The organism is Hyphomicrobium sp. 1Nfss2.1, assembly GCF_965243865.1.
Classification (GTDB): domain Bacteria; phylum Pseudomonadota; class Alphaproteobacteria; order Rhizobiales; family Hyphomicrobiaceae; genus Hyphomicrobium_A.
The window spans coordinates 1,238,940-1,251,809 of the sequence record NZ_OZ251603.1; the positions used below are offsets into that span (position 1 = coordinate 1,238,940).

At 64.1% G+C, this 12,870-nt stretch carries 12 protein-coding genes; 5 read left to right on the forward strand and 7 right to left on the reverse strand.

What is annotated here, in order from left to right:
• Positions 1-66 precede the first annotated feature (66 nt).
• Positions 67-471 carry a bactofilin family protein gene (locus tag ACP15D_RS06200; protein WP_072372021.1) on the reverse strand — a complete coding sequence of 135 codons (405 nt, stop codon included), beginning with the start codon at positions 469-471 and terminating at the stop codon, positions 67-69.
• Positions 472-676: 205 nt separating this feature from the next.
• Between ACP15D_RS06200 and ACP15D_RS06205 the strand changes: the two genes are divergently transcribed.
• The gene (locus ACP15D_RS06205) at positions 677-1,882 is read left to right on the forward strand and encodes a serine hydrolase domain-containing protein (protein ID WP_424956675.1); all 1,206 of its coding nucleotides are present in this window, start codon (positions 677-679) and stop codon (positions 1,880-1,882) included.
• Here the strand turns inward: ACP15D_RS06205 and ACP15D_RS06210 are convergent.
• The 5 genes from ACP15D_RS06210 to ACP15D_RS06230 form a co-directional block, all read right to left on the reverse strand.
• Positions 1,855-2,145, reverse strand: a complete 291-nt coding sequence (locus ACP15D_RS06210; RefSeq protein WP_424956676.1) for a hypothetical protein — start codon at positions 2,143-2,145, stop codon at positions 1,855-1,857. The two genes, ACP15D_RS06205 and ACP15D_RS06210, sit on opposite strands and share 28 nt — an antisense overlap.
• A gap of 2 nt (positions 2,146-2,147) precedes the next feature.
• Positions 2,148-2,477, reverse strand: a complete 330-nt coding sequence (locus ACP15D_RS06215) for a chorismate mutase (protein ID WP_424956677.1) — start codon at positions 2,475-2,477, stop codon at positions 2,148-2,150.
• On the reverse strand, positions 2,474-4,015 hold the full coding sequence (gatA, locus tag ACP15D_RS06220; RefSeq protein WP_424956678.1) for an Asp-tRNA(Asn)/Glu-tRNA(Gln) amidotransferase subunit GatA: 1,542 nt from the start codon (positions 4,013-4,015) through the stop codon (positions 2,474-2,476). The genes ACP15D_RS06215 and gatA overlap by 4 nt, the downstream gene beginning before the upstream one ends.
• A 5-nt stretch (positions 4,016-4,020) precedes the next feature.
• Positions 4,021-4,308 (reverse strand): Asp-tRNA(Asn)/Glu-tRNA(Gln) amidotransferase subunit GatC, encoded by a 288-nt coding sequence (gene gatC / locus ACP15D_RS06225; RefSeq protein WP_072372029.1) that lies wholly within the window; start codon positions 4,306-4,308, stop codon positions 4,021-4,023.
• 81 nt (positions 4,309-4,389) lie between these two features.
• Complete coding sequence (locus ACP15D_RS06230) at positions 4,390-6,741, reverse strand: fused MFS/spermidine synthase (RefSeq protein WP_424956679.1); 2,352 nt, start codon at positions 6,739-6,741, stop codon at positions 4,390-4,392.
• A gap of 142 nt (positions 6,742-6,883) precedes the next feature.
• Between ACP15D_RS06230 and ruvX the strand changes: the two genes are divergently transcribed.
• On the forward strand, positions 6,884-7,396 hold the full coding sequence (ruvX, locus tag ACP15D_RS06235) for a Holliday junction resolvase RuvX (RefSeq protein WP_424956680.1): 513 nt from the start codon (positions 6,884-6,886) through the stop codon (positions 7,394-7,396).
• A 123-nt stretch (positions 7,397-7,519) separates the two neighbouring features.
• A complete protein-coding gene (locus ACP15D_RS06240) occupies positions 7,520-8,731 on the forward strand; it encodes a hypothetical protein (protein WP_424956681.1) in 1,212 nt (403 codons plus the stop codon).
• 18 nt (positions 8,732-8,749) lie between these two features.
• On the opposite strand, the gene ACP15D_RS06245 is transcribed toward ACP15D_RS06240, so the two are convergent.
• The gene (locus ACP15D_RS06245) at positions 8,750-10,423 is read right to left on the reverse strand and encodes an isovaleryl-CoA dehydrogenase (RefSeq protein WP_424956682.1); all 1,674 of its coding nucleotides are present in this window, start codon (positions 10,421-10,423) and stop codon (positions 8,750-8,752) included.
• A gap of 128 nt (positions 10,424-10,551) precedes the next feature.
• Between ACP15D_RS06245 and ACP15D_RS06250 the strand changes: the two genes are divergently transcribed.
• Positions 10,552-11,511 carry an aspartate carbamoyltransferase catalytic subunit gene (locus tag ACP15D_RS06250; RefSeq protein ID WP_424956683.1) on the forward strand — a complete coding sequence of 320 codons (960 nt, stop codon included), beginning with the start codon at positions 10,552-10,554 and terminating at the stop codon, positions 11,509-11,511.
• Positions 11,508-12,848 (forward strand): dihydroorotase, encoded by a 1,341-nt coding sequence (locus ACP15D_RS06255; RefSeq protein ID WP_424956684.1) that lies wholly within the window; start codon positions 11,508-11,510, stop codon positions 12,846-12,848. The genes ACP15D_RS06250 and ACP15D_RS06255 overlap by 4 nt, the downstream gene beginning before the upstream one ends.
• The last annotated feature ends 22 nt before the right edge of the window (positions 12,849-12,870 follow it).

Consider the following 12,870-nt stretch of genomic DNA (forward strand, 5'->3'; position numbering starts at 1 on the left):
GCTCCTCGGATGCGCCCTCGTTATCGCAGGGCGCCCGGCGGAGCAAGCCATCGGGGACCGTGCGACCTAGTGATCCTCGGCTTCAGCCTCTTCCAGCTCCAGCGGCAGGGGGGCAATTTTCAGCGGATCGCCGTGCCGTCGCGACTGCCCCTCGAAGTAGCAGCCTTCCTCCAGCACCAGCTTCTTGTGGTAGATCTGGCCTTCGACGTTGCAGCCGGCGCCCAGCGTAAGCTCACGCGCATAGATCGCGCCCGAGAACTCGCCCAGCACCACCACCTTGTCGGCGACAATGAGCCCGCCCACCTCGCCGCGCTCGGAAATCTTCAGCGTCGAGCAGCGCACTTCCCCGTCGATAATACCTTCGATGCACACGGGGCCGTCGAGTTGCAGTGCCCCGATAATCGTCACGCCGCGATTGATCACGAACGCGCTTTTGAGCGCGCGCGCCTCGGCGCCGTTCACCTGTGTCATTACGCAATACCCCCGGAACGACATCACCCTGTCGGTCCCCGCGGGAAAGCGAATGCCGGAAAGAAGTGGCACTTTTCAGGCATAACCGGAAACTTCGGCCAAAGCGGCAGGCAGGGTGATCGCCAAACTGGCGGACAGACCACTATGGTCGTGCCGCTGGCTTCCTTAATTCAGCGCGGCTACCCACCATAGACCGATGCGATCCATGAAAAACAAGTGGCTGTACCTCCCAGCGCTACTGTTAGTGATAGCCCCTCTGGCTGCATCGGCCTATGCGCCGTACCTGCCGCGGCTGCTATGGGAGGGCTATCCCGCAGCCACCTGGCCAGCGCCCGGAACCTTCGCCCAGATCGGCGGCGCCGACGAGATTGCGCCCCAAAGGGCCGAGCCAATTGCCGATCCTAACGCCAAGCTTCAAGCATCGTTCACCGAGACCGATGGCCGGGCGATCCTCGCGATCCACAACGGCCAAATCGTCATGGAACATTATGCGCAAGGCATTACGCGCGAGACCAAGCTCAACTCCTATTCATTGGCAAAGAGCCTCGTTGGAGCGCTAACTCTGAAGGCGATATCCGAAGGACGCATATCCTCCCGCCAGCTCCCACTCGGGCTTTTGCTCTCGGAATTGTCAGGCACAGAATCGGGACGACTGCCGCTTTGCCGCTTCCTGGATATGCGCAGCGGCATCGCATTCGAGAACGGCGCCAAGAAGCAAACTGTAGGCCTAGAGCTGAAAGATCTCGAAGCCAGCAAGCTCAATCTGTTCGGGCCGATGGCCCGACTGCATATGCAGGGGCTCAGGAGCATCGAGGCGCATTTGCGACCCCAGCCTGACGATGTCGTTGCGCCAACGTGCACGAGCGGAAGCTATAGCTATCAGAACGTGAACACGGCAATCGTCGGCGAGGTGCTGGAGCGGGCCTACGGGAAGCCGCTGCAGGAGATCTTGAGCGAGAAGATCTGGAAACCGGCCGGCGCCGCCGAAGCAGCATGGCGGCGCTACGGACCCGATCTTTCGGTCACGCCCTATTGCTGCATCTACGCACGACCTATTGACTGGCTGATGGTTGCACAATTCCTGCTCGATAACGGCAAACCCGGTGCACCATTCCTACCCGAGCCAATGTGGCGCCAGATGATGGGTCTCGACGTCGAGCCGTCGTCGCTACACGTCGGGCATTACGAAAATTTCGTCTATCACAACGTGCTCGACCGGCCAGGTGAGCGGCTACAAGGAGGCTTCGCGTATTTCTTTGGGAGTCGGGGCCAAGTTGTCTACCTGATGCCTAACGAGCGCCTTGCTGTTGTTCGCTTCGGCGGCCGGGTTCAGCTGCTCCACACGACTCTGTACGAGGTTGAGCGATCGACTTCGATCCTCGATCAGCCGCGGCGGGGCGCCAGAAAATAACCCAGGCCAGCCCAGACGAGGCCGAGCAGGAAGCCCATCAGGAACACGGCGGCTTCCCCGCCCAGCGCGTGCACGGGCATCAGCCCGACAGCGGCGGCAAGCCAATAGAGAATGTAACCGGCCAGCGAGGCGGCGAATGCGGCGACGATCAGCTTCTGCCACTGATCGGCACGGCGGCCGAGCATGAAGGCCACAATGATGATCGCCGGATTGAGAGCTGCGATCATCACGAGAGTCCAGGGATCGAACGGAACGATCTCCACCGCTAGGCTCCCTTGTCGCCGTTGCCTTCGGTCTGCAGGCGCAGCTTTTCTTCCTCGTACTGCACGAACCAGCCGATCATCTGCCGCCACAACGCCTCGGCCAGCTCAGGCGGCACGCCCTTTTCGTCGGCGCGCACCTTCACCTTGTCGATCACCTGCTGGATGCGCCACGGCACCACGGCATCGGCAGGGTTCTTCTTCAATTGCCAAGCACGATCGACGTACCCGAAGCGCTCCGCAATGAGGTCGACCAGCGCAAGATCGATGCGGTCGATCTGATCGCGCACCTCGCTCATGTCGGCGCATTCCCATGGACGCTTGGGGTCGCTCATTTCGACTTGGCTCCCGCCTTCTTGGCGCCGGCGCTCTTTGCGGACGCCGCCTCCCACCAACGATCCTCGACGACGAAGCGGCCCGCCGCATCCTCGATCGCCTGCGCGGCGCGGAACAGCGTCGCCTCGTCGAACGGCTTGCCGATCAGCTGCAGCCCGAGCGGCGTGCCCTCGCTGGAGAGACCCGCCGGCACCGAGATGCCCGGCAGCCCGGCCATGTTCACCGTCACGGTGAAGATGTCTTCCAGGTACATCGCAATCGGATCGCCGGTCTTCTCTCCGAACCCGAACGCGGGCGATGGCGTCGTCGGCGTCAGCACCACGTCGACAGATTTCCACGCGTCATCGAAGTCGCGTTTGATCAACGTGCGCACTTTCTGTGCCTTGAGATAGTAGGCGTCATAGTAGCCGGCCGACAGCACGTAGGTGCCGATCAGAATACGCCGCCGCACTTCCTTGCCGAAGCCCGCTGCGCGCGTGTTCTCGTAGGTGTCGATCAGGTCCTTGCCCGGCACGCGCAGACCGTAACGCACGCCATCATAGCGGGCGAGGTTCGACGAGGCCTCGGCCGGGGCGACGATGTAGTAGGCCGGAAGAGCGTATTTCGTGTGCGGCAGGCTTATGTCGTGGATCGTGGCCCCGGCGGCCTTCAGCCAGGCAATGCCGTCCTGCCAGAGCTTCTCGATCTCCTTCGACATGCCCTCGACGCGGTATTCCTTCGGCACGCCGATGCGCAGGCCTTTGACGCCCTGAGCCAACGCCATCTCGTAGTCCGGCACCGGCGTTGCGACCGAGGTGGAATCTTTCGGGTCGTGGCTCGCCATCGCCCGCAGCATGATCGCCGCATCGCGCACCGTCTTGGCGATCGGGCCGGCCTGATCGAGCGAGGAGGCGAACGCCACGATGCCCCAGCGCGAGCAACGCCCGTACGTCGGCTTGATTCCGACGGTACCGGTCAGCGCTGCCGGCTGGCGGATCGAGCCGCCCGTATCGGTCGCCGTGGCAGCAAGGCACAGGCTAGCCGACACAGCCGCCGACGATCCGCCCGACGATCCGCCCGGAACGAGCTTGTCGGTCGTCACCTTGCCGTCTTTCTTTCGGCGCCAGGGCGAGACGACGGGCCCGAAAGCGCTCGTCTCATTCGACGAGCCCATCGCGAACTCGTCGCAGTTGAGCTTGCCCAGCATCACCGCGCCGGCATTCCACAGATTGGAGCCGACCGTCGATTCATAGGTGGGCTTGAAGTCGTCGAGGATCTTCGAGCACGCGGTCGTGCGCACATCCTTGGTGCAGAACAGATCCTTGTTTCCGAGCGGCAGTCCTTCCAGAGGACGCGCATCGCCCGCCTTCAGGCGCTTGTCGCTTTCCTTCGCCTGTTCGAGAGCCAGCTCCGGCGTCTGCAGCACGTAAGCGTTGATCGAGGGATTGGCCGTCTCGATCGCGTCAATGAAGGCTTGCGTCAGCTCCGTGGCCGATACTTCCTTCGCACGCAGCTTCTCTCGCGCTTCCGCGATGGTGAGCTTGGTAAGTTCTGTCACAGTGACTACTCCACCACCTTCGGCACCACGAAAAAGTGGTCTTCGACCATCGGAGCGTTCTTGACGACGTCGTCGGCGATCTCGCCGTCATTGACGACGTCCGCGCGCTTCGTCAGCTCGATCGGCACCACCCGCGTCATCGGCTCCACCGTCGAGGTGTCGACTTGATTGAGCTGTTCGACCCAGTTGAGGATTCCGGAAAGCTCCTGCTCCAGTCCTTTGGCTTCTGCGTCGGAAATCTTGATGCGCGCCAGCCGCGCAATGCGCCGCACAGTCGTCTCGTCGACCCGCATGGCTCCTCGCCGTCTTGAGTTGAACGTCGCTTTGGATAAAGCGCGAGGCACTCTTAGCCCCGGTAAGGCATGGGCGCAACTTCAAGGGGTGCCCCGGTCCCTCGGTTCGACCGCTTCCCCGTCGCTGCCACGCCACTGCGACAAGAACGGCCCCAGGATGTCCGAGGCATCGTCGGTCCATGCCGAAACCCCGCCGGTGCGGAAGTCCTGCGCCCCGTCTAGGGCCCGGAAGGGGTCCAGCACCAGCGAATCCTTGGCGAACACGGCAATTGTCGAGCTGTTCTCGGCATATGACCCATCGGCGCTGTCATCCGAAACGATCAGCCCCTTCAGTGCCGGCACCAAGGGTAGCGTCGCCCCCAGCACAGAATCGAGGTCCAGATACCGGTTCGAGATGTGCAGCACCACAACGCCCTTGTCGGTCAACTTGCGGGCATAGAGTTGCAGCGCCTCCGCGGTTAGCAGGTGCACCGGCACGGCGTCCGAAGTGAACGCATCGACGATGATGAGGTCGAAGCTGTTGTCTGGCTCCTTGGCGAGGGTGAGACGCGCGTCTCCGATCACCACGTCGAGCTTCGGCTGGCAGTTGGCGATGAACGTGAAGTGGTTCCACTTCGACGCGATGTCGACCACCACCGGATCGATCTCGAAGAAGCGCCACGCCTCGTGCTTGCGCGAGTAGCAGGCGAGCGACCCCGCTCCGAGCCCGACAATGCCGAAGCGGCCAAGCTCGCCCTCGCCGTCGACGCGGTCCTGCACGATTTTGACCGCCGCGGCCATCGGCGATCCGGGATAGTAGTAGGTGCCCGGCGTCACGTCGGCGATGATGTTGCCGAGATCATCGCGCAACCGCTGTGCGCCATGCAGCGTCGTGCCATGCGTCAGCACATTGTAGTCGCCCAGTTCCGACTGGCTGACGCGATACACCCCATAGTAGCTGCGTTGCGCAAATCCGCGCTTCACCGCCGACGGCAACATCGCAACGGCTGCAAACATCATCAGCGCCGCCGTGAGCTGGCGCGCGCCATGCCCCCACAGCGCCACGACCATTGCGGCAAAGATCGCCGTGATGACCGGCGTCGTCCCCCACTCGCCGAACGTCCACCCATGCTCCGCGGCAAGCAATGGACCGCGCCAGATGAGCGCCATCCCCACCGCGAAGATCGAGAATATCCACACCAGCTCACGTGCGGTTGATTTCCCGCCGCTCAGCACGCCGGGCCGGCACGCCAGAGACAGCGCAATCAGCAACGGATACTCGTACACCTCCGAGAAGATGCGCGGGGCAATCAGCGCCGCGAACAATCCGCCCAGCACGCCGCCGAACGACATCCACAAATAGAATTCGGTGAGATAGCGCGCCTTTGGGCGATTGAGAAACAGCGTCCTGTGCGCCACCAGCGCTGCAAGGAAAAACGCCGCTACGCCCGCACTGCTGGTCAGCACCCACTTGTCGTGCTTCACCTGCGACAGTTCCAGCAGCGCGAAAATCACCGCCGCAAGCTGCACCGGTAGCAACAGCCACATCGGCAGCGGCAACCGCGTCTGGAACGCGAGCACGAATGTGAGGAGATAGATCGCCAGCGGCAGCACCCACAACAGCGGCGCCGAGGCAATGTCCGTCGCAATGTGCGTCGTGAACGCGGTGAGCAGCGCTGCCGGCACGAGCGCCAGCCCCGCCCACGCTGCCCGCTCGCTCCAGCTGGGCGCAGGCCCTGTCTCTTCCTGCTCTTCGATCACCATCACCCGCGCATCCGTAATCGCGCGACGCCGCACCAGCGCATAGCAACACGCGATCGCCGCGATCAGCACGACGTACAGCGCCGCCCAGTCGCGGCTCAGCGCCGTCAGCCCGAACGCGGGTTCCAACAGAAACGGATAGCCGAGCAGCGCAAGCAGGCTGCCGAGATTGGACGCGCCATAGAGAAAATAAGGATCCTTCGCGTGCGGATGCCCTGAGTGTGCAAACCATGCCTGCAGCAATGGCGCGTTGGCCGCGACGGCGACGAACGGAAGCCCGACGGCAATGCTGAACAATCCAAGCTGCCACAGATAAGGATCGCCAGGCGGCGGCTCGTGCCAGGACTGCGGCAACCCGACCGGCAGCACGATCAGCGCGATTGCGGCCAATCCCAGGTGGACGAACCCGGCCGACTTCAACCCCACTTTATCGTTCAGCAGATGCGCATAGCCATAGCCGACCAACAGCGCCGCCTGGAAGAACAGCAACGCCACTGCCCATACCGACGACGACCCGCCGAGCACCGGCAGCACCATCTTCGCGAACATCGGCTGGATGGCAAACAGCAGAAATGCCGACAGGAATGTCGTCGCGGCGAACAGCGCCAGCACACCGGTTCCCTGCAGAAGCGGCGGCGCAGCGTTTCCGCCGGCCTGGGCGGCCCTTCCAGCGGGCGGACTGTGTTCCTGCACTTCTCGCCAATCCCCTCACGCCGCTATATGCCGGCGGTGCCTCCCGCGCACCGCCGGGGCCCACCCGCGACCGGGTTGGCCATCGGCGACCGGTGCAGAGTATAAGAGGCCCCCCGACAGCAACAATGGACAGGCTGCCTACATGGCAAATTCGATGGCAGAGCGGCAGTCCGGCACGACCACGGAAGATATTGACGCCTTCGCCACAGGCCTCCCCGCGCGCACCCCGTTGATCGGCATCGACGCCGGCACCAAGACGCTCGGCCTCGCGCTATCGGATATCACACGCACCATTGCCTCGCCGCTGTTCGTCATCAGACGGACAAAATTCAAGGCAGACGTCGCAGAGCTGTTACGCTTTGCCGCTGAACATAAAGCCAGCGGCTTCGTCCTCGGCCTTCCGACAAATCTTGATGGCACGTCGGGCCCGCGCGTCCAGGCGACCCGCGCTTTCGCACGCAATGTTAACGCGCTCTGCGAGTTGCCGATCCTTCTATGGGATGAGCGCCTCTCCACAGCCGAAGCGGAGCGCACTTTGCTGGAGGCCGATGCCAGCCGCCGTCGCCGCGCTCAGGTTATCGACAAGCTTGCTGCGACCATCATTTTGCAAGGGGCGCTCGATCGCATGCGACTCTTCTCCACGCGCGCATATTAACTCTTCCGCGCGCAAATCACGGCGACACCCCACCCCGTCCAAAGCGTGCCGCAATGGCCTGCGAGTGTTTTGGAACGCCGTCGCTCATGGGCTCGTTAGCCCGATGGCGAAGTGGATTCGTAAATGTCGCAAGTCACGAAACTCATTCGGCCACGCAGCGAGCCGCGCCGTAGCGCGCCGCTGCCGCCTCTCTCCAACGAGAGCGAAAATTATGCTGGGCGCTTTGCGAGTTCAACGCGCCGCGAGGTTCGCCGCCTCATGCGATCATCACCGCGGCTTGCCGATCTCGCCGTCGTCTTCCCCGGCGCCATGTACGCGCTTGCAGCCAAGCAAGGCACGCCCGAGCAACGCCAAACCGTGCTCTCCCTGATCGAGGAAGGCGCCCCGCTTAAGGTTGTCGCACGCACGCTGGAGTTGCCGCTCTGGTTACGTCGCCTGCCGCCCGAAGCTTTTCAGAAAGCTATTCCGCCAGTGCCGACCGGCGAGAACTTCACGCGCCGCATCGCAACGCGCTTGCCCGCATCGCCGATGCACAGCGCCCTGTGGCTCGAATCCGTTTCGTTCGGCGCACTGGCCTGCAACGACGACTTTGCCCTATGGCTCGCCGACCAGCCGATCTTCAGCGAGGCCGGCCGGCCTGATCGCATGTTCGGTATTCTCGCCGCTTACGCCTGGCACTCGCGCGCACAGCAAACCCGCGCGCACGGCCTCATCGTCGTGCCTTGGCGGCCCGAGATCGCCTTCGACACTGCGCTGTGCGCCGCCAAGAGCTGGCTCAGCCGCCTGCGGCTAACGCTTCAGCTCGGCCCTGGCGTGCTCACTGACCCGTGGCTTTCGGGTGGACAAGTACGCGGCTACACCTTCGTGCCGCTGCTCGACCGAACCGAGATCCTCACCGAAGCGCGCGCCATGCAGAACTGCGCCGACCAATATGCCGAACGCCTCGCCGACGACCGCTGCCGGCTGTTCTCCATCCGCCGCGAGCGCGAGCACGTTGCAACGCTGGAGATCGGCCCGCACGCGCGTGAAGCCGGCATGCTCGCTATCACCCAGCTCAAAGGCCGCCACAACATGGCAGCTCCTCTCGATGTCTGGCAGGCCGCTTACGCCTGGCTGGCCGCGCAAAGCGGACTGCGCCGCCTGCCGCCGCGCCTTGCGCCCGAACGAAAGCTTGACGCCGAGGCATGGGACAAACTCATGGCCTCGTATCGGAAGGCCACTGGTGGCGCACCTTGGCTGCCCGACGTGCCCACCCAGGGCATTTTCGACGGGCTCAACGCCGAGATGGCAGACCTCGCCCGCCGCGGCGGCGTCTCTTCCTGGCTATTCACCTGATCTGCACGGAACGCGCGCTCAAACCGCGTTCGGCGAAGCGCGATTGAGGATCGCGCGCACGTCTGCGTGCTCCAGCCCTTGCCCGTATGTCGACCGCGGATCGCCGCTGATGCGAGTCGCGATGAACGCATCCGCAACGGCCGCCGGCGCATGCGCCCGCAGAATCGTCGCTGCACCCAACACCGCGAGTGCCTCGACCAGCGTGCGCCCGCGCGCGTCGAGCAGTTTAGGCTCCTGCAGCATCGCCTCGAGCCGCGCATGCGCGCGCCTCAAGTGCTGATCATCTCCCGCTGCCGACGCCAGCTCGTCCATGACGGTTGCGACGGCAAGCGGCTCGCGCTGCAACACCCGCGCGACGTCGAGCGCCATCACGTTGCCGGAGCCCTCCCAGATCGAATTGACCGGCACTTCGCGATAGAGCCGCGCTAGCGGCGCCTCCTCGACGTAGCCATTGCCGCCCAGGCACTCCATCGCTTCCGCCACCAGCGGCGGCGCCATCTTGCACACCCAGTATTTCGTCACCGGCGTCATCAGGCGCCGCCACGCCGAAGCGCGCGGATCCTCCGCCCGGTCGAAAGCACGCGCCAGTCGGAACGACAGCGCCGTCGCCGCCTCGACATCCAGCGCCATGTCCGCCAGCACCTGCTGCATCACTGGCTGATCGACGAGCTTCTTCTGGAACACCGTCCGGTGCTCTGCATGATGCACCGCGTTGGCCAGCCCAAAACGCATCAGCCCCGCGGACGAGATCGCGCAATCGAGCCGCGTGTACGTCACCATCTCGATGATGGTGGCGACGCCCCGGCCCTCCTCACCGATTGCGCGCGCCCACGCCCCCTGAAACTCGACTTCTGACGACGCATTGGAGCGATTGCCCAGCTTGTCCTTCAGACGCTGCAGATAGAGCGCGTTGACGCTGCCGTCCGGCCGGAAGCGCGGCACCAGAAAGCACGTCAATCCACCTTGTGCCTGCGCCAGAACTAAAAACGCATCCGACATCGGCGCTGACAGAAACCACTTGTGCCCCGTGAGCAGATATTCGCGCCCTGGTCCGGCTCCCGCGATCGGCTCGGCCACGGTCGTCGCCGCGCGCACATCCGTGCCGCCCTGCTTTTCCGTCATACCCATGCCGAGCGTCACCGCCGCCTTGTTCTCAGCGGGGACGAAAGCCGGATCGTATTCGAATGGCAGCACACGGGGCACCCACTCGGCAGCGACATCCGGCTCCTGCATCAGCACGGGCACGGCCGCATTGGTCATCGTGATCGTACAGCAGTGTCCCGCTTCCATCTGCGCCGCGAGATAGAACGCGCCGGCCCGCGCGACATGTGCACCGGGAGCGCGCAGCACCCCACGCTTCCCCAAATGCGCCCAGACGGAGCTATGCAAACCGGCATTGCAGCTTGTTCGCATCAAAGTGTGATACGCTGGATGGAAGGTCACGACATCGCGGCGACGCCCCTGCCTATCGTGCGTGGCAAGCTTCGGGCTCTCCACATTGGCGATCCGCCCTCGTTCCAGCGCCTCGGCACTGCCCGCCACTTTCCCGAACGCATCGAGCGACTTGGCAGCATGCCCGCCACCCTCTCGCTCCACTGCCTCGATCAGCGCGGCGTCCGAGGCATAGAGATTCACATCCTCGAAAGGAGGCGACTGGTTGAAGACTTCGTGCGTTTCAGACGGTGCGACCATTTCGGCAGTTTATCGCCATTAACGCCGGTGCGGCGCTACCGGCCCTTAACGTATTCCCCAACTCATGCAAGACACCGCCCCCTGCGCTGTTGCCGTCGGGCCTGAGTCTCCCTATAGAAGCTCCTTTAATGACCAATGCCGTAGCCAAAGTCGAAACGCTGCACTTCCCCCATCGCCATCTCCTCACTGTCGAGGGGTTGAGCGCACAAGAAATCAATTTTCTTCTCGATCTCGCCGACCGCAACGCCGACGATAATCGTCAGGCGGGCAAAAAGCGCGATGTCCTGCGCGGTCGAACACTGATCAATCTCTTCTTCGAGGCATCGACCCGTACCCAGTCTTCGTTCGAGATGGCCGCCAAGCGCCTCTCGGCCGACGTCATGAATATGAATGTGTCGACGTCCTCGGTACAGAAGGGCGAAACGCTCATCGACACCGCGATGACGCTGAACGCCATGCGCCCCGACATCATCGTCGTCCGCCACCACGCCGCCGGCGCCGTCGAGCTTCTGGCGCAGAAAATCGACTGCTCGGTCGTCAACGCCGGCGATGGCGCCCACCAGCACCCCACCCAGGCCTTGCTCGACGCCCTTACGATCCGTCGCGCCAAGGGCCGCGTGGCCGGGCTGACCGTCGCCATCTGCGGCGACATCCTCCACAGCCGTGTCGCACGCTCCAACATCGTCGTGCTCAACACGCTCGGCGCACGCGTGCGCATCGCCGCCCCCTCGACGCTGCTTCCAGCCGCCCCAGAGCGTCTCGGCGCCGAGGTCTTCACCGACATGTGGAAGGCCGTCGAAGGCGCCGACGTCGTCATGATGCTGCGCCTGCAGCGCGAGCGCATGGAGGGCTCCTACGTTCCCTCGACGCGCGAGTATTTCCACTTCTTCGGTCTCGACCAGGAGAAGCTGGCCCGGGCCAAACCGGACGCCATCGTCATGCATCCGGGCCCCATGAACCGCGGCGTCGAGATCGCCTCCACCGTCGCCGACCATTCCTCCAGCGTCATCCGCGAGCAGGTGGAAATGGGCGTCGCCGTCCGCATGGCCGTGCTCGAAGCGCTGGCCCGTAACCTTCCAAAGCGATGAACGCACAATCAACCACCGCCAAGCGTACCGCCCGCGAGCCCAAATCCGCGGCCGCCACAGCCTTTATCAACGCGCGTATCATCGACCCCGCGTCGAACCGCGATGAACCCGGCGGCCTTGTCATACGCGACGGCGTCATCGCTGACGTCGGCCCGCATCTGCGCCGCAACGCACCGGAAGGCGCCAACGTCATTGACTGCAAGGGCCACGTTCTCGCCCCTGGCCTCATCGACGCGCAAGTCTTCACCGGCGAGCCCGGCTACGAGCACCGCGAGACCTTGAAGACGGCCAGCCACTCGGCTGCTGCCGGCGGCGTCACCACCATCGTCGTGATGCCCGACACCAACCCCGTCATCGATCAGGTCTCGCTCGTCGACTTCATCCAGCGCCGCGCCCGCGACAACGCTATCGTGCACGTGCACACCATGGCGGCGATGACCAAGGGCCTCAAAGGCGAGGAGATGACCGAGATCGGCTTGCTCAAGCGGGCCGGCGCCATCGCCTTTTCCAACGGCAAAACATCCGTCGCCAACACGCGCGTGATGCGCAATGTGCTGCTCTACAGCCGCGACTTCGGCGCCCTCATCGTGCATCACACCGAGGATCCCTATCTCGCCACCAGCGGCGCTATGAACTCGGGCGAGGTTGCTGCGCGGCTCGGACTGCCCGGCGTGCCCAAGGCTTCCGAGACGATCCTGCTCGAGCGCGATGTGCGCCTCGTCGAAATGACCCGCGGCCGCTATCACGCAGCCACCATCAGCTGCGCCGAAAGCCTTGAAGTGATCCGCAGCGCCAAGGCCCGCAAGCTGCCCGTCACCTGCGGCGTGTCGATCAACCACCTGACGCTGAACGAGAACGACATCGGCCCTTATCGCACCTTCTTCAAGATGCGCCCGCCGCTGCGTTCTGACGATGATCGCGCCGCAATGGTCCGCGGCCTCGCTGCCGGCGACATCGACATCATTGTGTCGAGCCACGATCCCCAGGACGCCGACGACAAGCGCCGCCCCTTCGCCGAGGCAACCGACGGCGCCGTCGGTCTTGAAACGTTGCTGCCTGCCGCGCTGCGCCTGCACCACTCGGGCGAGCTGCCACTGATGAGCATCCTGCGCGCCATGACCATTAACCCCGCGAAGCTGCTCGGCCTGCACTCTGGCCGGCTCTCCAAAGGTGCTATCGCGGACATTATCCTGTTCGATCCGGGCGAGCCGTGGGTCGTCAACAAGGACCTGCTGCGCTCCCGCTCCAAGAACACCCCGTTCGACGAGAGCAAGATGCAGGGCCGCGTCCTGCGCACGCTCGTGGCTGGCGAAACCGTATATCAGTACGGGGCTTGATCCCCTCTCCCCGCTTGCGGGA

Bases quoted from the DNA above. Each gene is read 5' to 3' on its own strand.
- ruvX (WP_424956680.1), top strand. From the start codon at position 6,884: ATGGCAAATTCGATGGCAGAGCGGCAGTCCGGCACGACCACGGAAGAT.
- ACP15D_RS06250 (WP_424956683.1), top strand. From the start codon at position 10,552: ATGACCAATGCCGTAGCCAAAGTCGAAACGCTGCACTTCCCCCATCGC.
- ACP15D_RS06215 (WP_424956677.1), bottom strand. From the start codon at position 2,477: ATGAGCGACCCCAAGCGTCCATGGGAATGCGCCGACATGAGCGAGGTG.
- ACP15D_RS06205 (WP_424956675.1), top strand. From the start codon at position 677: ATGAAAAACAAGTGGCTGTACCTCCCAGCGCTACTGTTAGTGATAGCC.
- ACP15D_RS06245 (WP_424956682.1), bottom strand. From the start codon at position 10,423: ATGGTCGCACCGTCTGAAACGCACGAAGTCTTCAACCAGTCGCCTCCT.
- ACP15D_RS06240 (WP_424956681.1), top strand. From the start codon at position 7,520: ATGTCGCAAGTCACGAAACTCATTCGGCCACGCAGCGAGCCGCGCCGT.
- gatC (WP_072372029.1), bottom strand. From the start codon at position 4,308: ATGCGGGTCGACGAGACGACTGTGCGGCGCATTGCGCGGCTGGCGCGC.
- ACP15D_RS06200 (WP_072372021.1), bottom strand. From the start codon at position 471: ATGACACAGGTGAACGGCGCCGAGGCGCGCGCGCTCAAAAGCGCGTTC.
- ACP15D_RS06255 (WP_424956684.1), top strand. From the start codon at position 11,508: ATGAACGCACAATCAACCACCGCCAAGCGTACCGCCCGCGAGCCCAAA.